This window comes from Bradyrhizobium iriomotense, from assembly GCF_018129405.1.
Lineage (GTDB): Bacteria > Pseudomonadota > Alphaproteobacteria > Rhizobiales > Xanthobacteraceae > Bradyrhizobium > Bradyrhizobium iriomotense_B.
Window position 1 is genome coordinate 38215 of record NZ_JAFCLP010000020.1, and the last position, 19367, is coordinate 57581.

Genomic DNA, 19367 nt, shown 5'->3' on the forward strand with positions numbered 1-19367 from the left:
TATTCCACCCTAGCTTCTAGTTTTGCGAACGCGTAAAGGGGACAAAACGGACGAGCGCAACGCCGCGCGTCGTCGTCTTGCCGGGGGCGATTTTCTCGACGACCGTGAGCTGCTGAGTGGTGTAACCGGGTCCCACCGGCATGACGAGACGGCCACCCACTTTGAGCTGTTCAATCAGCGGCGACGGGGGCTGCCCGAGCGCGGCAGTCACGACGATGGCGTCAAAAGGACCGCATTCGGGCCAGCCGTCGTAGCCGTCGCCCAGCCTGACGTTCACGTTGTCATACGCGAGGTCTCTTAGTCTTTTCGCGGCGGTCTCGGCCAATTGCGGGATGATCTCGATGCTGCAGACCTTTCGCGCGAGCTGCGCAAGGATGGCGGCCTGGTAACCCGAACCGGTACCGACTTCGAGCAAAACGTGATCGGGCGCGACCTCGGCCAACTGGGTCATCAAGGCCACAATGTACGGCTGCGATATGGTCTGGCCGAGGCCGATCGGTATCGGTCTATCGGCGTACGCGATAGAGCAAGATTGCTCAGGGATGAACAGGTGGCGTTTCGTTTGCGCCATGGCCTCGAGGACCCTCTCCGACAGGCCTTGCTGTCCCAAGACACTGGCTGCGGACCGGGCGTAGGCCCGGATGGCTTCGACCATGGCGGCGCGCTCGCGGACGCATTGTGTGTCCTGTGATGCGTCCTGCGCGGTCGCTTCCCGCGCGACGACAGCCATGGCAAGCACGAGCAGGACAACCATGGCAAACACGAGCAGCAAGGCCTTCATGATCGTGCGCTCTACAAGAGGTACACAATTCACGTCGACCGCTGAGCGCAACGAATGGATTCGGCCGATCACCGGAAACCACCCGCTACAGCTTGTAGCCGATCTTTCGTAGCAGGTCTTTCCGCCACGCAATGTCCTCGTCGGTTTCGACACCCACCGGTGAGGCGCCATCCACCACCCCGAGCACGCCGCGGCCCTGCTCCGTTTGCGCGACGATCACTTGTGTGGGGTTGGCCGCAGTAGATGCGGCAGACCCCCGGCGCCGCGCGCACCGCAGCCAGCGCGTTGACTGGAAAGAATCCGTCGCCCAGGAAGATCAGGAATGTATGGCCGGCGCCGATGGCCGTTGCGTTGTCGCGTGCAAGCGCAATCGCGGCTTCGTCGTTCCCCGACCAGCGCACCAGCCGTTTGCCGGAGGCCTCGCAGAAGGCCAGCCCGAAGCGGATGCCCGGAACGGCGCCCACCGGCGCCTCATGGAGGTCTTCCACAGTCTTGATGAAATGCGACTGGCCGAAGATGAAGTTGGTTGCGTCCGGCTTGACGATCGGCACCACGGTGAGTTCCATGGCTGCGCTCCTTCAAGGTCCCAACGCCGTTCATGGTAGGCCACCAGAAGGCAATTGCAAGCGGCCAGAGATAGCCGATTTCGCGCCGGAAGCCGCTGGCAGCGAAGCGAGGGAAACCGGGCGAAGCTGGAGCAGTGAACAGAGGTGCCGAACGGCCGGCGCGTCACACCAGCTTCAGCGGCGTATCGGCGACGACCCTGAGGTCGATGCTGCCGATCAACGCCGATCGTCGCGCCTCCGCAGCGCTGATGGCGTCGTCCGTCTGCCGCAGCGTGCTGATATTCGAACCGAGCGAGACAATTCCGCCCAGCACCAGGGCGATCGATCCGAGTGCTGCGGTCTGACCAAATCCGAACAGGCCGAGGATCGTCACCAACAGCAGCGCTGCCCCGCCACCGATCGCGATCTTGGACGCCAGGATGTACTTGCGGCAGCGCTCGGCGATCTCGGCGAGCCGCTCAATCCGGTCTTCGATGTCGGAGATTTCGTCGGTCGGGTCATCTTCGGTCATTGGATTGAGGATGCCAAATCAGAAGGAACCTGTAGCCCGCATGAGCATAGCGACATGCGGGATTTGGACGAAGAACCCGGATGTCGCTGCGCTCATCCGGGCTACGCGTCCTCACAACGGCAAATTGTCGTGCTTCTTCGCCGGCATTTCCGTCTTCTTGTCCTTCAGCATCGCCAGCGCCCGCGCGATCCGCTTCCGCGTCGAGTGCGGCATGATGACGTCGTCGATGTAGCCGCGCTCGGCGGCGATGAAGGGCGAGAGGAAACGGTCTTCGTATTCCTTGGTGCGCGCGGCGATCTTGTCGGGGTCGCCGATGTCGGAGCGGAAGATGATCTCGACCGCGCCCTTGGCGCCCATCACCGCGATCTGGGCGGTCGGCCAGGCGTAGTTCATGTCGGCGCCGATTTCCTTGGAGGCCATGACGTCGAAGGCACCGCCATAGGCCTTGCGGGTGATGACGGTGACCAGCGGCACGGTGCACTGCGAATAGGCGAACAGCAGTTTTGCGCCGTGCTTGATCAGGCCGCCATATTCCTGCGCGGTTCCGGGCAGGAAGCCCGGCACGTCGACGAAGGTGACGATCGGGATGTTGAAGGCGTCGCAGAAGCGGACGAAGCGTGCCGCTTTCCGCGAGGCGTCGCTGTCGAGCACGCCGGCCAGCACCATCGGCTGATTGGCGACGAAGCCGACGGTGCGGCCGGCGATGCGGCCGAAGCCGGTGACGATGTTCTTGGCGAAAGCTTCCGCGATCTCGAAGAAGTCGCCCTCGTCCACGACCTTCAGGATCAGCTCCTTCATGTCGTAGGGCTTGTTCGGATTGTCGGGGATCAGCGTATCGAGGGAATCGTCGAGACGCTCGATCGAATCGAAGCTCGGCCATTCCGGCACGCCGTCGGTGTTGTTCGAGGGCAGGAAGTCGATCAGGCGACGCATCTGCAACAGCGTCTCGACGTCGTTCTCGAAGGCGCCGTCCGCGATCGAGGAGCGCGTGGCGTGGACCGAGGCGCCACCGAGCTCTTCCGCCGTGACGACCTCGTTGGTGACGGTCTTCACCACGTCGGGGCCGGTGACGAACATGTAGCTGGTGTTCTTCACCATGAAGATGAAGTCGGTCATCGCCGGCGAATAGACGTCGCCGCCGGCACAGGGGCCCATGATGACGGAGATCTGCGGGATCACGCCCGAGGCCAGCACGTTGCGGCGGAACACGTAGGAATAGCCGGCGAGCGCGGCGACGCCCTCCTGGATGCGGGCGCCGCCCGCGTCATAAAGGCCGATGATGGGCGCCCGCGCCTTCATCGCCATGTCCTGGAGTTTTGTAATTTTCAGCGCGTGCGTTTCCGAGAGCGAGCCGCCAAACACCGTGAAGTCTTTGGCAAAGACAAAAGTCTTGCGGCCGTTGACGGTGCCCCATCCCGTGACGACGCCGTCGCCGGGCACCTTGGTCTTCTCCATGCCGAACTCGGTGGAGCGGTGCTCGACGAACATGTCGAACTCCTCGAACGATCCCTTGTCGAGCAAGAGCTCGATGCGCTCGCGCGCGGTCAGCTTGCCGCGGGCGTGCTGCGCCTCGATGCGCTTCTCCCCGCCGCCGAGCTTTGCGCCGGCACGACGATCTTCAAGGGCGTCCAGGATATGTTTCATTTGCTCCCGCCAGTTCTTAAGTGATGCGGGATTCTAACACGGCATTTTGCGGCCCGGAAAGCCGCTTTCGCCGTCGCAGGGCTGCCTTGCCGTAGCGGGAAAGCGCAAGGAATTACAAAGTTTTGTCCGGGAGGCGAGCATGACTGAAGGAACGGCCGAGACGGGCGCTGCGACGGGCGGCGTCAACATCCTGCTGCGGCTGGAGGGCCTGACCCTGTTTGTGGGCATGGTGATGCTGTACTGGGCCTGGGACGGGTCGTGGCTGGTGTTTGCCCTGCTGTTCTTCGTCCCCGATCTGAGCTTCCTGGCATACCTGTCCGACGCCAGGTTCGGCGCGATGGTCTACAACGCCGCCCACAGCTACATGGCGCCGGTGGCGCTGCTGACGCTGGGCTTCGGCCTCGCCTCGCCCCTCACGCTGTCCATCGCCTTGATCTGGCTCGCTCATATCGGCATCGACCGGGCGCTCGGCTACGGCCTGAAATATTCCGCCGGGTTCGGCTTCACCCATCTCGGTCGGATCGGGCGGCAGAAGGATGCCTGAGCTGGGTTCGGCTGACTGCGTAGCCCGGGTGAGCGAAGCGACACCCGGGGGACGGCTCGTGCCGTGAATCCCGGATGTCGCTACGCTCATCCGGGCTACGAAACTGTATTTGCCACACCCGGCAGTTGACCCCGCGGCCCGATTCAGGCTTGCTTCAAGGCTTGCGATCAGGCGCCGAATGTTGCGTGAGCCCAGTCGGTACGGCGGCGGTCATCATGCCCTGGCTCCAGCATCCCCCATGTCCGCGACGGTCGTCCCACTGCCGCCGAACCCATCGTCCGAAACCATCGACTTCCTGCGGCGCATGGCCAGCATGGTGTCGGGACGGAACGGCGAGATGCTGCTGCGTGCAGCCAGCATGATCGAGTCGCTGAGCCGGCGGGCGATGACGGCCGAGCGGCTTTACTACGAGCAGCAGGAAGAGAGCACTCGCAACAACGAGTTTCGCGAGGCCGCCGAGCTCGCCTCCGATGCCATGGTCAACCAGATCGAGGCGCTGCGCGCGCAGCTTGCGGAAGTGACCGCAGCGGCCACCGCCGAGCGCGCCGCCTTCGATGCCGAACGCAACAAGCTGCTCGGCCTGATGCAGCATGCGGAGAGCCATATCGTCAAGCTCACGGGTGAGCTCGACAGCTTGCGCGCCTCCGTGGACAGCTTCAACGAGACCGTGGTCTCGGTGCCGATCGAGGTGCTGAGGCTGGCGCGGACGCAGTTCGATTATCTCTCCAGCGGCTTTGCGCGACGCGGCGACGTGATCTCGCAGGCGATGAGCGAGATCGGCGGCTTCGCCATCGACCAGGCGCTGACGGCGAAGAAGACAGCAGACAAGGGCTGAAGCCGGCTCGCGTGCCGACTGAATATCTCCGGTGAAGAAGTTCCTGCAGGCGCGGTTCAAGCCGGGATAGGCGCGCCTGTTCGGGACGCAGGCGCAACATACTCCGTCATTGCGATCGCAGCGAAGCAATCCAGAGTCTCTCCGCGGAAAGATTCTGGATTGCTTCGCTGCGCTCGCAATGACGCGTGGAGAGAGCCGCGCTCGCAATTACGAGGCTTGCAGCCGGCCGGGCGCCTGCTTGTCCGGCGGCACAATCTCCTCGGCCATCACGTCATCCGGATCAAATTGCACCGATCTCGGCAAGGCAGGCTTGCGTCAGCGGCATGCGCTCGCCGACGAGGCGCGGCTCCTTGCAATCCATGTTGAGCGCGAACACGGTGTGCGCCTCGCCCTTCTCGGCCCAGCCGACCATCCAGCCGAGCGACGGTTCGCCGCGCTCGGCACCCAGCAGCCCTGATTTGGCGCGGATGATGCTATCGCCGACCTTGGTCACCGGCAGGATGTCGGCGACGATGTCCTGGCTGCGCTTTGAAATCGGCAGCGCGCGACGGCGCAGACGGTCGACGAAATCGACCTGCTCGACCGGATCGATGCGCAAATTCCCGGTGAGCCAGAACTGGTCGATGCCGCCGCCGATGTCGCGATTGCCGTAGTCGAATTCGTCGACATATTTCTGCATGCGCTCCTGCCCGATGCGGCGCGCGATCTCCTGATAGACCGGCACCGCACTCACCGCGATGGCGCTGCGCAGCGTGTGGTCCTTGTTCCAGGCTTCGATCGGCCGCTTGACACCGTCCCAGGGGAACACGTCCTTGTCGGGATCAGTGACGACACCGGTCTCGAGCGCGATCAACGAGTTCGGAATCTTGAACGTCGATGCCGGCAGCCTCCCCTCGCCCGAGCGCTCCTTGTCGCTGGCGACGATCAGATAGTCCTCGACCTTGTAGCCGACGAAGGTGCCTGATGTGCCGAGGTCGGTGAAGCGTTTGGCAAGACTATCGCGGATCTCGTTGCGCGGCGGCGCGACATGGGCGAGCGCGCGTGACGGCAATGTGGCGGCTGCGGCGAGAAGGCCGAGGGTGGAGCGGCGGGTGAGCAAGGGAGGGATCCGGTAAATGATGAAGGTGGCCGCGACCATGCCGCCGCTACGTGGTGAAACGATGACAGGTGGTTTCTACCGCCCCCGGCCCGACAGCCGCAGCACGAACACCAGCACTTCGGCGACGGCCTTGTAGAGGTCGGGCGGAATCTCGTCGCCAAGCTCGACCTTGGAGAGCGCGCCGGCCAGGATCTCGTTTTCCTCGATCGGGATGTCGTTGGCTTTCGCGATCTCGACGATCTTTTCGCCGATCGTGCCCTTGCCCTTGGCGACGACGACGGGCGCGCCAGAACCCTTCTCGTAGTGCAGCGCGATCGCGAGCTTGGACGGGTCGCTCATGTGGCGCGGTCCAGGAAGTGGCCGGCGCGGGCCGGCGCCGGCTGCGGCGGAGTGCCGTCGCGCACGACGATGTCGCCGGGCTTGAGCTCGGCCTTCGTCATCGCCTGAGTGAGCTCGCCGATGCCGGCGCGGAGCTGCTGCGCGGTCGCCGGCCGCTCCGCCCACATCCGCACGAAGGTCTTGTCGCCGTTCAGCGTGATCAGCGCGTGCACCGGGCCTGCCGGCTCGACATTGAGCGTGAAGCGCGCACGCCAGGCGCGCCTGGCGGGATCGGCGGATTCACTGCCGCCGTCGCGCGAGATCTCGAACTGCGCCATCGCGGTGCCCTGCGGGGTCGCGAAGGGGATCTCGAAATTCCACTGCGGCACGGCCGGATCGATGCGGTGACCGCTGGCATCGGTGCGATCGGGGAGCGAGGCGACCTGCAGCAACGTCTGCCGCGCTATCGCGGCATCGGTGTCATCGAGCAGGCGATGCACGGTCGCGGCCAGCGGCGTATCCGGTGCGAGCGACGGCGCTGCGACAGCCTGCGGCGCCGGCAGCGCGCCGCGAAACGGCGGTGGTGTGGTCGCGCGCGCCGCGGCCTCGAAGATGTGGCCATCCGGCACGGCCTTGTTGGAGCCCGGCACATTGCCGAGCATGCGCGGCAGGTTTTGCGTGACCTCTTGCAGCAGGCTCGCGGCAAGGCCTGCGGACATGGTTCGCGGCACCGCGGCTTGCGGATTGCCGCCCGCCATCTCCGCCAGCACGGCGGCGGCAAGCGCGCCGCGCGACAACTGCGTCGGTTGGGCGATCTCCGTATCGGGCGACGGCAGCACTGCCTGCGCGGTCTCACCTGCCGGCTGAACCGCGGGAGCTGCGGTCTGCGTCGTGGCCGCCGCACTCGTCGGCAGCGCGGCGCGTTGCGTCGGCGCCTGAGGCACGCCGGTCTCGAGCGTTGTCAATGTCTGGCGCAACACCAGCAGCGCGGCCTTCAAGTCCGGGATTGCCCCTGAGGACGGCGTTGTACCTGCGGCCAATGAAGCCTCGAGAAACAGCCCGGACTTCTGGAATGCGGATTCGATATCGCCGCTATCAAGCGCGGTATTGAGTGGCGTCTGCTGCGCCAGTACGTCCAGCACCGCCTGCTTCAATCCTGCCGGCAAATCGCTGCTTGTCACCACGGAAGCCAGATTGGCGAACAGCGGCGCCTGGCTGCCCTGTTTGGTCACAGCCTCGGCCGAGGCGGCGGTGACGGCGACCTGCTCCAACGGCGTCAGCGTGTTGCGTGGTGCGCTCGCAGTGGGCGCCAGCGGCGGGCTGTCCACCAGAGACGCCGCGCGCGGCGTCAGCGTGACCTGATCGGCCGCCGCCTCGCCTGCACCCATGACGGCGAGCCGGATCGTGCCGTCGTTCTGCGACACCGCGAGCTGGAGGTTTTGCCCCGGCGTCAGCGCCACCTCCGACATCACGTCCATCGACAGATTGGCGATCGCGATCCGCACCAGATTGTCGGCGAGCACGCTGACCACCCTGGCATCGACGACGCTGCCGGCCTGGAGTACGAGATCCGGCGTCGTCGCATCAGCCACAGGGCTGGCGGCACTGACGGGAACGATCGAGCTTATCGGCGTCGGCATCTCAGGGGGCTCGGGAAACGCGAGCCCGCACCCTAAGGCCCCCTCGTAAACCTGTCGTTAAGGACCTTGGACGGCCGGCGACTTCACCGCCGTCAGAACCGTCACGGCGGCCTCAAAATCCTTCAGACGGGCGGCGCGGCGGGCGGCCGCCTCCTCGTCCACGCCCCATTGCTCGGCGTTCCAGTCCTCGTCGACATGGGCGGCGGCCCAGGCCTGGTCCGCATCGCGCACGCCGTGGGCCAGCGCCAGCGCCAACAGCGCCGAGCCGGTCAGGGTCGTGACCATGTGGAGCGCGGCGACCGACCAGGGATCACCGGGCAGTGCGGCCCGCGCCGCCTTCAGCGCCTCGTCCGGCTGCTTCACGTGCATGACGCCCTCGGACAGGATGAAATGCGCCCCCAGCGTCTCCGCGGCCCAGAACAGCACGGGGTCCCAGTGCGCGGCCTCGCGGGCGACCAGCCCCTCGGGATGGCCGGCGCGATAGAACAGCAGGTCGGACTCGAAGTATTTTGCGAGGTCGTCGCTGACGAGCTCGACGCGGTCGACGACGCCCTCGACCACGCTGTTGGCGATCCGCGTCAGCGGCATGGTGACGGGGTCGATCGTCTCGCCCTGGGCCGCCCATTCGGCGGCCACCGCATCGGCCAGCGCGCGCGCGGGGATCACCACCTGACGGCCGGAGGGCGTGCGGATCGGCTTGCCGTCGAGCGCAATGGCAAAGCTGCCCTCGGCATCAGTGACGCCGACCTCCTGATAGAAGCGCTTGCGCAGCGGCGTGCGCGTGGACTGACGCGCCGATTCCCGTGGATCCGGCAGGGGCTGGCCTGCTGCTTCTTCGAACAATTCGCGCATGTGAGTTTTCGGTTCCGGTCGCTGGATGCTAGTTTCTTAAAGTAAGACCGGCGGCCGATAAAGCGAGCGGCGGGCATGAGGGAACTTGCGGGCATTGGGGCCCTGTTGGCAGGACTTTGGCTGGCCGCGGCGGAGGCCGGCTTCCGCACCCCGGAATCGCTGGTCCGCAACGTCTACGCCCATTACGGCGAAGGCGTGCCGGAGCTGTCAAAAGGCCTGCCGCGCGATGCCGGGACCGCCCGCCAGTTCTTCGATCTGCCCCTGCGCAAGGCCTGGAGCACGCCAAGGGTTGAGCCCTATGATTTCCTGGTGCAGAGCCCGAGCTGGAAGCTCGGCCCGGTCGCGATCGCGGTCGTCCGCAGGCAATATGACAAGACCTATGTCGCGGCGAATTTCGACAATCACGGCCGCCGGGTGGTGCTGAACTTCGTCCTGGTCAACGGGCCCGAGGGCTGGCTGATCACCGATGTCGAGAGCCCGCACGACAGCTTGCGGATGTTTCTGGAGCAGTTCCGGAATTGAGCTATTGCTGTACGCCAAGCGCAGGCAGCGCGACGGCCGGATCGCCGTGAATGACCAGGCTTCGGCGATCGAGCGCCCCCAGGCGCGCGCGCAGTGCTGCTTGCTCGGCGCCCGGCACAAAACGCTGAAGGCCGGCCAGCGCCATATCCTGCTCGTTGAAGAGCGAACCGACTTGCCGATAGTAGCTATCGAATGCGCCGCCGACCGTCATCGGGTTCTTTTCAAACAGATTATCGTAGAGCGCGTATTTGATCGACGAGGTGAGCGGCTGCGCCATGTCGTCGCTGATCAGCGTCCAATCGAAGGTCGGCTCGACGTGACCGATGAACGCGCGCAACGGCTTCCTGGCGCCGAGCAGCGCCACCGGTAACGGAGCGGATTGGGCGCCCAGCTCTCCGATGCGTTCGAGCGTCTTCGACAACGCAGTCGGCTTGAACAGGTCGGCAAAGACCGACCCGGTGTCGCAGCCGGCCGAACAGCACGCATGTGCGTACCAGATGGCTCCGTTCGGCTCCCATGCGTCGAGCAGATCGGACGGCGCACAGATCATGTTGTCCCTGTCGACCGGCAAACCGAGGTCGCGCCGCATCGCGGCCTGATCGCCGAGCGGCCCTGTTCGGCCGTGACTGGTCGTGACCACCAGGCCCGGCTTGTTGGTCGACAGCATCTTCTTGAGCTCGGCGTGCGTCGCATCCTCGCCGAACCTGAACCGCGCCTTCGCACCGATGTCATCGTCCCCCTGCAGAGCTTCCAACACCGGACCGGCGACGGTCGTCTGCATCAGCGCCGTGATGTCCGTGCCGCCCCGATTGACGCTCCACAAAAGACAGTTGGCGACCTCGAGCGGTGTTCCGGTCCCGGTCCAGTTGCTGACGACGGCGGCAACGTAGTTTTCAAGTCCGGCACCGTCGAGGTCGAGCCGCCCCACCGCCGCACACAAATTCAGCGTATACTGCACCTTCCAGGGTATTTTTGCCGGACCGCCAAGGATGAGGAGGTAATGCGGCAAGGCATCCGGCGCCTTGCCCCGTTTGACATCGCTGCCGATCTTGACGTTCTTCGTCGTGCCGTCCTCGAGGTAGCGGATCAGATTCTTGGTGCCGCATTCCGGACTCCATCCCAGCACGACGCCCTGGCGAAATTTGCGGAGTTCCTTGATGGCTTCAGGCATTCCCGCAAGGGCGCAATTGTCGGCCACGGAAACATTCTGGCGATGCTCCATGACCAGGCCCCAACCGACCTTGTCATGGGCCCAATCCCGCATGTCGGGGATTTCCGCCGCCAACACCATCATCGACTTCGGCGCAGGAACCGTGGCCCACGGTTTGGTCACGGCCGCGAGGGCTCCAGTGCTGTCCGCGGCCTCACCCGTCCAGGCATTGATGGTGACAGACGCCGGCAGGTTCGGAACGACTGGCATGATGTGACCTCACCCGTTGGGCTCGCCGAGTATCGCCGCGATCAGCCGGTTCTTGGTGGCCTCGCTGGTATCCGGCGGCAGGGCCGCCAGCAACTCCCTCGCCATCTTCAAGCGGAGCGCCGCCAACTCCGGCGGGATCGCACCCGCCGCTTGCGGCTGCGGCATGATGAGCTGCAACCGCGTCCGATGCTCGAACAGAACCGGCAGAATCCACTCGGTGCACGTCTCGGGCGTGTCTTGGTTCGCCTTGTTGATCGCGTCTCGCGCGGCATAGAGCGCCTGGCGCCACTCCAGCGTCAGCACGTCATTTGCGGCAGCAGCGCCGACGCTTTTCCCGAACGAAAACAGCAGGCGCTTGTAGAATGCCCGGGTGAACCGGTTGGCGTCGCGGACGTCGACGTTTTCGGTCGCACCGATCGCAAAGGGGACCTTGCCGTCCGACACGATGCGGTAGGCCATGGACGGATAGCCTTCGAGCGAGGCACCACCGAGGCAGGAATTGAGAACGACCAGCCAGACGTCTTCCAGACCGGTGACCTGGGTCAGCTCCCTGATCGAGAGTTGCAATTCCTCCACATTCCCCTGAATTTCCAGATACGCATTGCCCGCGTCGACCTGGCCATGGCAGAAGAAGTGCAGAATGTGCGGCTTGAATTTCTCGATCTCGAGGCTCAGCGCATCGACCGTATCGGGGACCGCCGCGTATGTCAGCCAGTTGACGGCAGGCGCATCGCGAAGCGCCGCGTAGAGCGCTGCGTCGCCCGTCACGACATGCACCTGAATCGGCAAGCCGGTCGGTTGCGCGTACTCGATCGCCTGGCGCAATTCGTCCCACTCGGGCTCGGCCGGGCGGCCCTGCGCAGAGATCACGGCGAGGATGCGAATCGGTGGCTTGAACCTGGCTGGATTGCGCGCCGTGTCCGTTCCTGCGATGCGTGCAACCGATGATGTCTGGCTGAGCGAAACGAAGCGCGCCGGATCGCCCGCCCAGAGCGACTCCCAGCGAATGCCCTGCGCGGGAATTGACGAGGCATTGATGTAGATCGGCTGCGCCTCTCCATCCAGAGCCCGGTCGATGGCCTTTTTCACCTCCCGGTTCTTGCACAGCTCTTCGTATATCTTCGTGCCCCCCGCCCGCACGCTGAGCTTCGAAGCGGCGGAGATGGCGTCCAGATCGAGAGGCACGCCGCTATCCTGCTTGCCGGACAGCTGACAATAGAACGCGTCGCCGAAGCGTCCGACGTCGATCAACAATCTCTCAGTCATGATCCCTGATCTTTCACGACCTTTGCGACCGTGGCCTGTAGACGCGACAGCGTCGAGCGGATCTCATTGAGATCCATGCTGGACGCGCCGGTGCCACCCTTGCTGGAAAGCTCCGCCAACTGCTTCTTGTAGAGATCGACGAAACGCTCGCTGGCCGCCGCCCATGCCGGCACATTCTCCAGCGTCTGAAACGCCGATCGGACATCGGCGCTGCTCTGAAACGTCGCCTCATTCCGCGTATAACGATGGCTCAGGCTCTCGAGCGTCCCGTCGGGCACCCGGTCGTCAAACACCCGGAATGGCTCGCAATAGGCGAAGGTCGCCGATGACCGATGCGGCGTCGTCGGCGACTTCGACAGCAGGAACGCGAATGCGGTGCGGAGTTCGCCACAGGACAGATCCGAGGCGACATCATGATAGAGCAGTGGTCCGGGCCGCAATTGCGCCAGGCTGTCTGCGAACTGCCGCAGCCCCATGTCCGAGAACGTGTCAGGCGGCGACGACACGCCGACAGCCCAGGCGCCGACCTGGGCCTGAAACGCCAGGAACTCCTCCGCAGACACCGCGTGTGCGCTTGGGCTTTGCGTGTTGATGTCGGGTTGATCGAGCAGCAGCACGCCGCTTTCGAGTGAAAGCATGGCGTGGGCAAGGATGTGCACAACGTCAACGCTTTGTCCGCCGAGCGCCTTCCGGACTGCCCGTAGCCAGGGGCTCTTGACCGGGTCTACCGCGGTCGCGAGCAAATCCTTGCTAGACGGCAATCCCGTTCCGGTGCCCCGACCACCGCTACCGAGACCTGCCAGCCACGCACGGATCGGGTTGCCGAAGTTCGCGATCGGATTGAAGATGTAGGTCGTGAAAGCGGATTCTCCGGGGTCGATCTCGCGAAACGAAAATGCCGAAAGGCTTTTGGCCGCGTTGGATCGGGACAGCGCCTTGCAGATTTCGGCGTCGGCAAAGGCCGTCACCCTCACCTGCTGGATTTCGCTGCTATTCGACAGCGCCTTCGCGGCATCGACCAGCAGCTCGACATTGGCCGACAGATTGCCGCCCCCGAACTGGCAACACAGCGCAATGTCGATCACGGAGGGCGTTTGCAGAGGCGGATCGACCACAAAGTCTGGCAGACGGAGGATCGCGCAGGGAAGCACGGGCTCCAGCAATCTTTCCCAGGGAAACATGCCGAGGTAACCGTACGGCTTGATCAAATGCAGCCAAAGAACACAACCAGACTGCGTGATCTCGTCCACACTGTCGTGCAACCATTCGGTCAGATCGGGCGGCAACCGGAAGGAATAGTCGCCGCGGCCGCGAAGCTTGCTCCATTCGAGACGGCGCGGAATTCCCATCTCGCGTGCGGCGACGGTGCAGGATTTTCGGTCTCCAAGTCCATCGAGGACGAACTTTACCTTCGCCATCGTCTCGGACGGCTCGGAGGATTGCTCCCTCGTGCCGCCCGGCAACAAGGTGACCGTGAGAACGGCGAGGTCGGACATACCCGTCAACGGCTCAGCCACGGTGCTCCCCTAGATGGTTCGGCGCACGTTCCGCCAGGGACCAGACGCGCGCGACGTTGTTCCTCGCCGCGCACGAGGCCGCTCACACTGTCGGAGGCGGCGCAGTCGTCACGGCTTCCCAGTTCTCGTTGGCGATATAGGCGTAGGGTATCGTGCCGTTGCCGGAACCATAGGGACAGTCTGTCCCCCACATTCCGAACCAGCTGTTGCGCAGGATGAAGAACCCGCCGCCCGGCGCATTGGCCTGATCCTGATATCCGATCAGGCACATGGCATGTCCGCCATTCATCGGCTCGTCGCCGATCCGCATCGTGATCCGTCCGGTTCGCGCGGTCTCACCCGACTGATACCAGCTGTTGTAGACCGGAATTGAGAAGGCAACGACGCTGCCATTGAAGAGCGCGCTTTTGATCCCGTCGACGCTGCGCGGCGTGAGTATGACGGTCGGCAGCTTGTGGCCGGCGGCATCCGACTTTGCGGTTGCGGGTTCCTCGCCGTTGTTGTTGCAGGGCGGATCGCCGTTGTAGGGCCATACCTGCTCGCGGCATTGGCCGAGACTGCCGAGGACCTGCGCGGCCTTGACGCTCCAGGTCCCGCAAATATCGGGCCGTCCGTCGATCTTCTTGGTCTCGTGGTAGAGAAACTGCTCTGAATAGTCGCCAACGGAACGGCCGCTCGCCCGCTCGTAGTATTCGTGCACCGCCGTCATCGCGAACGAAACGCAGGTGCCACGCGACCCTTGCTGCTTGCCGGGCGACATCTTCCCGGCGTGATTGACATAGGGCGGCAGTCCGTCGGCAGCCATCTGAGGCGCCGCTTGAGCCACTATGAATTGATCAATCTCGGCGCTCGGCGGCAATGCGCCAAGCGGCATCGGTCCGGTATCCACGGCCGCAATTCCTGGAAACCGGGCCCGAAGAGCCCCGACGAATTCCTGAAAATGCGCTTCCGATACGCCGGTCGCGGCCTGCATCTTCTCCATGATGGTGGGGACGGCCAGAGCCGCCATCACTTGCTCTGCGTCTGAAAATCCGAATTTCTTGACGCTGTCGATGGTCGCTTGGGAAAGACCGGGCACCGTGTCGAGCGGGCTGCCGCCGAAGTCAGGAAGGTCGTGAGATGAAGCCACTTTACACCTCCTCGTCGAGGGTTAATCGATTGCGTAGAACCAATTCTAGTCTTTGGACTCGTCCGGGGGACGGTTCGCGCCGGTCCCGAATTGCGACGTATCAGCAGGTCGCGACAACCTGTCGCGAAGCGAGGACGGCAGCGCCTGGCGCGTCCGATCGACAAACTGCTCAACGATATCCCGAGGAAGCTCAGTCTGCGCAGCGAGCGCGGAAATCCCGCCCTGCGTGGCAGCGATGGCGACCACCTGCTCCGCAGTCGTAATCCAACTGCCGCTCAAACGCTCGAGGGCTTCGGGCGGCCAAATATCCAGCCCAGCAAGATCCATATCGCTCACACAAAATACGACGTGCATCATCTGGACTTGCGGCCCTTGCCCGCAATTTGCCAGACCGAGGTCGCTACGGTCCGAAATGTTGTCGCCCGCACTGAATACGCAATATGCCTCAGCTTACAACTTTCGGAGACAGCGTCAAATCTATTCAACGTCAGGAATAATGGAGCCGCGGCGCTGGACGGCCATGCCGTACCGCGCGGAGGACCAAAAAACCGGCCTGACGGCGAGCACCGACCTATTCTTCGGGCGCGTTCTCGATCGGGTCGAATCGGCTCGCATCCAGCCCGAGCAAGTTCCAGGACTGCTGCATGTGCGGCGGCAGCGGCGCGGTGGCGTCGATCACGCCACCGCGCGGATGCGGAATGACGATGCGGCGCGCGAGCAGATGCAGACGGTTCTGCAGGCCGCCCGGCAGCTCCCAGTTCTCGATGTTGAAATATTTGGGATCGCCGATGATGGGATGGCCGATATGGGCCATGTGCGCACGGAGCTGATGGGTGCGCCCCGTCACCGGTTTCAATGACACCCAGGTCAGCTTGTTGCCGGCGGTCTCGACCACGGCGTAGTACGTCACCGCGTGGCTGGCGCCCTCGTCGCCGTGCTGGGCGATGCGCATGATGGTGTCGTCCTCGCTCTCCTCTTTCGCAAGGAAGGTCGAGATGCGGCCCTGCTTCGGCTTCGGCAGGCCCGGCACCAGCGCCCAATAGACCTTGCGCGCCGATCTCGAACGAAATGCGCCGGTCAGATGCGAGGCGGCGAAGCGCGTCTTGGCGATCAGCAGACAGCCCGAGGTCTCGCGATCGATGCGGTGCACGAGGCGCGGCTTCTGGCCCTTGGAATCGCGCATCACCTCCAGCATCTGATCGATATGCCGCGTCATGCCCGAGCCGCCCTGCACGGCAAGGCCGGCGGGCTTGTTCAGCACGAGGACGTCGTCATCCTCCCAGATCGTCATCTCCTTGAGCGCCTTGAGCGTCTTCTGCGCAGCCTCCGAAAGCTCGCCGACCGCCTTCGGCGCGTCGAGCTTCAGCGGCGGAATGCGGACGCTCTGTCCCTCCTCCAGCCGGTCCTTGCTGTCGACGCGCTTGCCATCGACGCGGAGCTCGCCTTTGCGGACGACGCGCTGGATGTGGGAGAACGACAGGCCGGGAAAGCGCGCCTCGAGGAAGCGGTCGACGCGCATGTTGTTCTCGTCGGCGGTGACGATGACGGTCTGTACCTTGGTCGGCAGCAGCGCCTCGACGGGTTTTGCGGGCGCAGCCTTTTCCGGCGCAGCTTTGGGCGGCCGCCGCTCTGCGCGCTCGGGGCCACGCCGCTCGGCACGCTCTCCGCCAAAGCGCGGCGGCTTCCCGCCCGGCTTGCCGCCCGGACGCGGTCCGGCCTTCTTCGCGCTGCGCGCCTGATGCGGACGTGCGTCATCGCGCTCGTCACGCGAACGGGGCTTTGGGTTCATTCTCTTGATGCGGCGGCTCATGGTTGCCTGCGTACCCTAAAAGCGGCCTTTCGTCACGACGAAATGGCCGCCTCTAGCGCGAGCCGCCCCGCTCCTTGCGCAGCTTGGCCCAGTAATCCAGCCGCTTGCGGATCTCGCGCTCGAAGCCGCGTTCGGGCGGGTCGTAGAAGGTCTGGCGGCCGAGGGCTTCCGGGAAATAGTCCTGGCCGGAGAAGGCGTCGGGGGCGTCGTGGTCGTATGCGTAGCCGGAGCCGTAGCCCTCCGACTTCATCAGCTTGGTCGGCGAGTTCAGGATGTGTTTTGGCGGCAGCAGCGAGCCGGCCTGCTTTGCGACCTGCATCGCCGTGCCGAAGGCAGTGTAGACCGCGTTCGATTTCGGCGCGGTGGCGAGATAGACCACGGCCTGAGCGATGGCGAGCTCGCCCTCGGGATGGCCGAGGAAATCGAAGGCATCCTTCGCCGCATTGGCGATGACGAGCGCCTGCGGATCGGCAAGGCCGATGTCCTCGACCGCCATGCGCACGACGCGGCGCGCCAGGAACAGCGGGTCCTCGCCGGCATCGAGCATGCGCGCGAGGTAATACAGCGCGGCGTCGGGATCGGAGCCACGCACCGACTTATGCAGCGCCGAGATCAGATTGTAGTGGCCATCGGCCGACTTGTCGTAGATCGGTGCACGGCGTTGCAGGATGTCCTGCAATTGCGCGGCGTTGAAAATCTCGTCCGCCCGCGCCGAACGCCAGACCTCTTCGGCGAGCGTCAGCGACGCGCGGCCGTCACCATCGGCCATGCGCACCAGCACCGCGCGCGCCTCTGCATCGAGCGGCAGCTTCCTGCCCTCGACCTCCTCGGCATGCGCGAACAGCTTTTCGATCGCGGCAGCATCCAGCGAGCGAAATACCAGCACGCGCGCGCGGGACAAAAGCGCCGCGTTGAGCTCGAAGGACGGGTTTTCGGTGGTGGCGCCGACCATCACCACCGTGCCGTCTTCCATCACGGGGAGAAACGAGTCCTGCTGGGCGCGGTTGAATCTGTGCACCTCGTCGACGAACAGCAGCGTGCCCTTGCCCATCTCGCGGCGGGCGCGTGCGGCATCGAACGCCTTCTTCAGGTCGGCGACGCCGGAGAACACGGCGGAGATCTGCTCGAAATGCAGATCGGTGGCGTCCGCCAGCAGCCGCGCCACGGTGGTCTTGCCGGTGCCGGGCGGCCCCCAGAACACCAGTGAGCCCAGCGTGCGCGTCTCCAGCATGCGCGTCAGCGCGCCGTCGGGGCCGAGGATGTGATCCTGGCCGACGACCTCCGACAGCGCACGCGGACGCAAGCGATCCGGCAGCGGATGCGGAGCCTCGTGGTCGAGCCCCGCCGCGGCGAAGAGCGTTGGCGTCTCCTGTGGTCGCTTCGGACTCATCCGCCCAGCGTAACGTTGATCTGCTGACCGCCGCGTACCAACGTGATGCGCCAGATCCGCGGGCGCTCGCCCGCGGCCTTCTCGAGATCGCCGGTCTTGCTGATCTTCTGATTGTTGACGGCGAGGATGATGTCGCCCTTCTGGAAGCCGACACTCGCCGCCGCACTGTCGCCGCCGAGATCGGCGATCACGACGCCTTCGGTGTCGGCATCCAGATGCAGCTCGTCGGCAACCGCCGGCGTGATGGTCGAGACCTTCGCGCCCTGGAATGGCGAACGCGCGGTAATAACGAGCTCGTTGCGCCCGGTATCGGGCGCGGTCTCCAGCGCCACGGTCAGCTTGACCGGCTTGCCGCCGCGCTGCACGTCGATCTGCGCGGTGCCGCCGAGAGGACGCGTGGCGAACCGATAGTCAAAGGCGTTGGGATCATCCACGGTCTGACCGTCGATCCCGGTGATGAGATCGGAGGATTTCAGGCCGGCCTTGGCCGCGGGACCGTTCGACACCACGCTGGCGACCAGCGCGCCGGTCGGCGAGCGCAGGCCGAGGCTCTCGGCGATCTCCGGCGTCACGGCCTGCAATTTTGCACCGAGCCAGGGCCGCTTCACCGCCTTGCCGCCGCTCTTGGCGGAGGTGACGACGACGCGCACCATGTTGGCGGGGATCGCGAAGCCGATGCCTTGCGAGCCGCCGGAGCGCGAATAGATCGCGGTGTTGATGCCGGCAAGCTTGCCGCTCATGTCGACCAGCGCGCCGCCGGAATTGCCGGGATTGATCGCCGCATCGGTCTGGATGAAGAACTGGTAGTCGGTGATGCCGACCTGCGTGCGCGCGAGCGCGGAGATGATGCCGTGCGTCACGGTCTGGCCGACGCCGAAGGGATTGCCGATCGCGAGCACGACGTCGCCGACCAGCAGCTCGTCGGAATTGGTGAAGTCCAGCGTCGGAAACTTCTCTTTGGTGTCCTTCAGGCGGAGCACGGCGAGGTCAGTGCGCGAATCCTTGAGCAGGATCTCGGCCTCGAACTCGCGCTTGTCCGACAGCGACACCTTGACCTGATCCGCGCCCTCGATGACGTGGACGTTGGTGACGACGAGGCCGGAGGCATCGACGATGACGCCGGAGCCGAGCGAGCGCTGCATCTGCTCGGGCTGCTGGCCGGGCACGCCGAAGAAGCGGCGGAAGATCGGATCGTCCAGCAGCGGGTTGCGGTTCTGCACTACCTTCGCGGCATAGACGTTGACGACCGCCGGCTGCACCCGCTGCACGATCGGCGCATAGGACAGCCGCAGCTCGGCCGGCGACGACGGGACCCGACGGTCCTGCGCCGCGGCCGGATTGAAGTGGGCCGAAAAGGCTATGCACAATGCCGCGACGGCAGCAGTCCAGGTCGATCGAAACATTCCTACCTCTTGGAAAAGACGCCGGAATATAGGCGCGTTCGCCCCCCAATAGAAGGGCGCCGGGCGGCAATATTCGGCCCCTTCCCCGGTGTGTCCGGCCTGCAAGCCCAGCGTGCGAAT

General features: G+C 64.8%; 18 protein-coding genes and 1 pseudogene. 3 read left to right on the forward strand and 16 right to left on the reverse strand.

Annotated features, from left to right (window positions below; all coding sequences use genetic code 11):
• Positions 1–16: 16 nt before the first annotated feature.
• The 4 genes and pseudogenes from JQ592_RS30350 to JQ592_RS30365 all read right to left on the reverse strand — a co-directional run bounded on the left by JQ592_RS30350 (position 17) and on the right by JQ592_RS30365 (position 3502).
• Positions 17–781: a protein-L-isoaspartate(D-aspartate) O-methyltransferase gene (locus JQ592_RS30350; RefSeq protein ID WP_246820766.1), complete on the reverse strand. Its 765-nt coding sequence runs from the start codon at positions 779–781 to the stop codon at positions 17–19.
• A gap of 85 nt (positions 782–866) precedes the next feature.
• Positions 867–1347, reverse strand: a pseudogene (locus JQ592_RS30355) (adenosine-specific kinase).
• A gap of 163 nt (positions 1348–1510) precedes the next feature.
• Positions 1511–1858 carry a hypothetical protein gene (locus tag JQ592_RS30360; RefSeq protein WP_211406442.1) on the reverse strand — a complete coding sequence of 116 codons (348 nt, stop codon included), beginning with the start codon at positions 1856–1858 and terminating at the stop codon, positions 1511–1513.
• Between the two features lie 111 nt (positions 1859–1969).
• Entirely contained in the window at positions 1970–3502 is a 1533-nt protein-coding gene (locus tag JQ592_RS30365; protein ID WP_211406443.1) for an acyl-CoA carboxylase subunit beta, read from the reverse strand.
• 139 nt (positions 3503–3641) lie between these two features.
• Here JQ592_RS30365 and JQ592_RS30370 point away from each other — a divergent pair, with 139 nt between their 5' ends.
• Both JQ592_RS30370 and JQ592_RS30375 read left to right on the forward strand, forming a co-directional pair.
• Positions 3642–4046 (forward strand): DUF4260 domain-containing protein, encoded by a 405-nt coding sequence (locus tag JQ592_RS30370; protein WP_211406444.1) that lies wholly within the window; start codon positions 3642–3644, stop codon positions 4044–4046.
• A 238-nt stretch (positions 4047–4284) separates the two neighbouring features.
• Positions 4285–4881: a hypothetical protein gene (locus JQ592_RS30375; RefSeq protein WP_211406445.1), complete on the forward strand. Its 597-nt coding sequence runs from the start codon at positions 4285–4287 to the stop codon at positions 4879–4881.
• 280 nt (positions 4882–5161) lie between these two features.
• On the opposite strand, the gene blaOXA is transcribed toward JQ592_RS30375, so the two are convergent.
• The 4 genes from blaOXA to JQ592_RS30395 are packed head-to-tail and all read right to left on the reverse strand — an operon-like array spanning position 5162 to position 8790.
• Positions 5162–6019 carry a class D beta-lactamase gene (gene blaOXA / locus JQ592_RS30380; RefSeq protein WP_433996443.1) on the reverse strand — a complete coding sequence of 286 codons (858 nt, stop codon included), beginning with the start codon at positions 6017–6019 and terminating at the stop codon, positions 5162–5164.
• 36 nt (positions 6020–6055) lie between these two features.
• A complete protein-coding gene (locus JQ592_RS30385) occupies positions 6056–6319 on the reverse strand; it encodes an EscU/YscU/HrcU family type III secretion system export apparatus switch protein (protein WP_080137218.1) in 264 nt (87 codons plus the stop codon).
• Positions 6316–7938 carry a flagellar hook-length control protein FliK gene (locus JQ592_RS30390; protein WP_211406447.1) on the reverse strand — a complete coding sequence of 541 codons (1623 nt, stop codon included), beginning with the start codon at positions 7936–7938 and terminating at the stop codon, positions 6316–6318. The genes JQ592_RS30385 and JQ592_RS30390 overlap by 4 nt, the downstream gene beginning before the upstream one ends.
• Positions 7939–7995: 57 nt before the next feature.
• Entirely contained in the window at positions 7996–8790 is a 795-nt protein-coding gene (locus JQ592_RS30395) for an ATP12 family chaperone protein (protein WP_211406448.1), read from the reverse strand.
• 75 nt (positions 8791–8865) lie between these two features.
• Between JQ592_RS30395 and JQ592_RS30400 the strand changes: the two genes are divergently transcribed.
• On the forward strand, positions 8866–9312 hold the full coding sequence (locus JQ592_RS30400) for a hypothetical protein (RefSeq protein ID WP_211406449.1): 447 nt from the start codon (positions 8866–8868) through the stop codon (positions 9310–9312).
• A 1-nt stretch (position 9313) separates the two neighbouring features.
• Here the strand turns inward: JQ592_RS30400 and JQ592_RS30405 are convergent, their stop codons facing one another.
• From JQ592_RS30405 to JQ592_RS30440, 8 genes are all read right to left on the reverse strand, one after another.
• Positions 9314–10732: a hypothetical protein gene (locus JQ592_RS30405; protein WP_211406450.1), complete on the reverse strand. Its 1419-nt coding sequence runs from the start codon at positions 10730–10732 to the stop codon at positions 9314–9316.
• Positions 10733–10741: 9 nt separating this feature from the next.
• Positions 10742–11983, reverse strand: a complete 1242-nt coding sequence (locus JQ592_RS30410; RefSeq protein ID WP_211406451.1) for a CHAT domain-containing protein — start codon at positions 11981–11983, stop codon at positions 10742–10744.
• 11 nt (positions 11984–11994) lie between these two features.
• Positions 11995–13515 carry a hypothetical protein gene (locus tag JQ592_RS30415; RefSeq protein WP_211406452.1) on the reverse strand — a complete coding sequence of 507 codons (1521 nt, stop codon included), beginning with the start codon at positions 13513–13515 and terminating at the stop codon, positions 11995–11997.
• An 82-nt stretch (positions 13516–13597) separates the two neighbouring features.
• The gene (locus tag JQ592_RS38780; RefSeq protein WP_211406453.1) at positions 13598–14644 is read right to left on the reverse strand and encodes a C1 family peptidase; all 1047 of its coding nucleotides are present in this window, start codon (positions 14642–14644) and stop codon (positions 13598–13600) included.
• A gap of 45 nt (positions 14645–14689) precedes the next feature.
• Complete coding sequence (locus tag JQ592_RS30425; RefSeq protein WP_211406454.1) at positions 14690–15001, reverse strand: hypothetical protein; 312 nt, start codon at positions 14999–15001, stop codon at positions 14690–14692.
• A 214-nt stretch (positions 15002–15215) separates the two neighbouring features.
• On the reverse strand, positions 15216–16454 hold the full coding sequence (locus JQ592_RS30430; RefSeq protein WP_211406455.1) for an RluA family pseudouridine synthase: 1239 nt from the start codon (positions 16452–16454) through the stop codon (positions 15216–15218).
• 52 nt (positions 16455–16506) lie between these two features.
• Positions 16507–17844, reverse strand: coding sequence for a replication-associated recombination protein A (locus tag JQ592_RS30435; protein ID WP_211406456.1), 1338 nt, complete (start codon positions 17842–17844; stop codon positions 16507–16509).
• Positions 17841–19247, reverse strand: a complete 1407-nt coding sequence (locus JQ592_RS30440) for a DegQ family serine endoprotease (protein ID WP_211406457.1) — start codon at positions 19245–19247, stop codon at positions 17841–17843. Before JQ592_RS30440 ends, JQ592_RS30435 begins: the two co-directional genes overlap by 4 nt.
• Between the last annotated feature and the right edge of the window lie 120 nt (positions 19248–19367).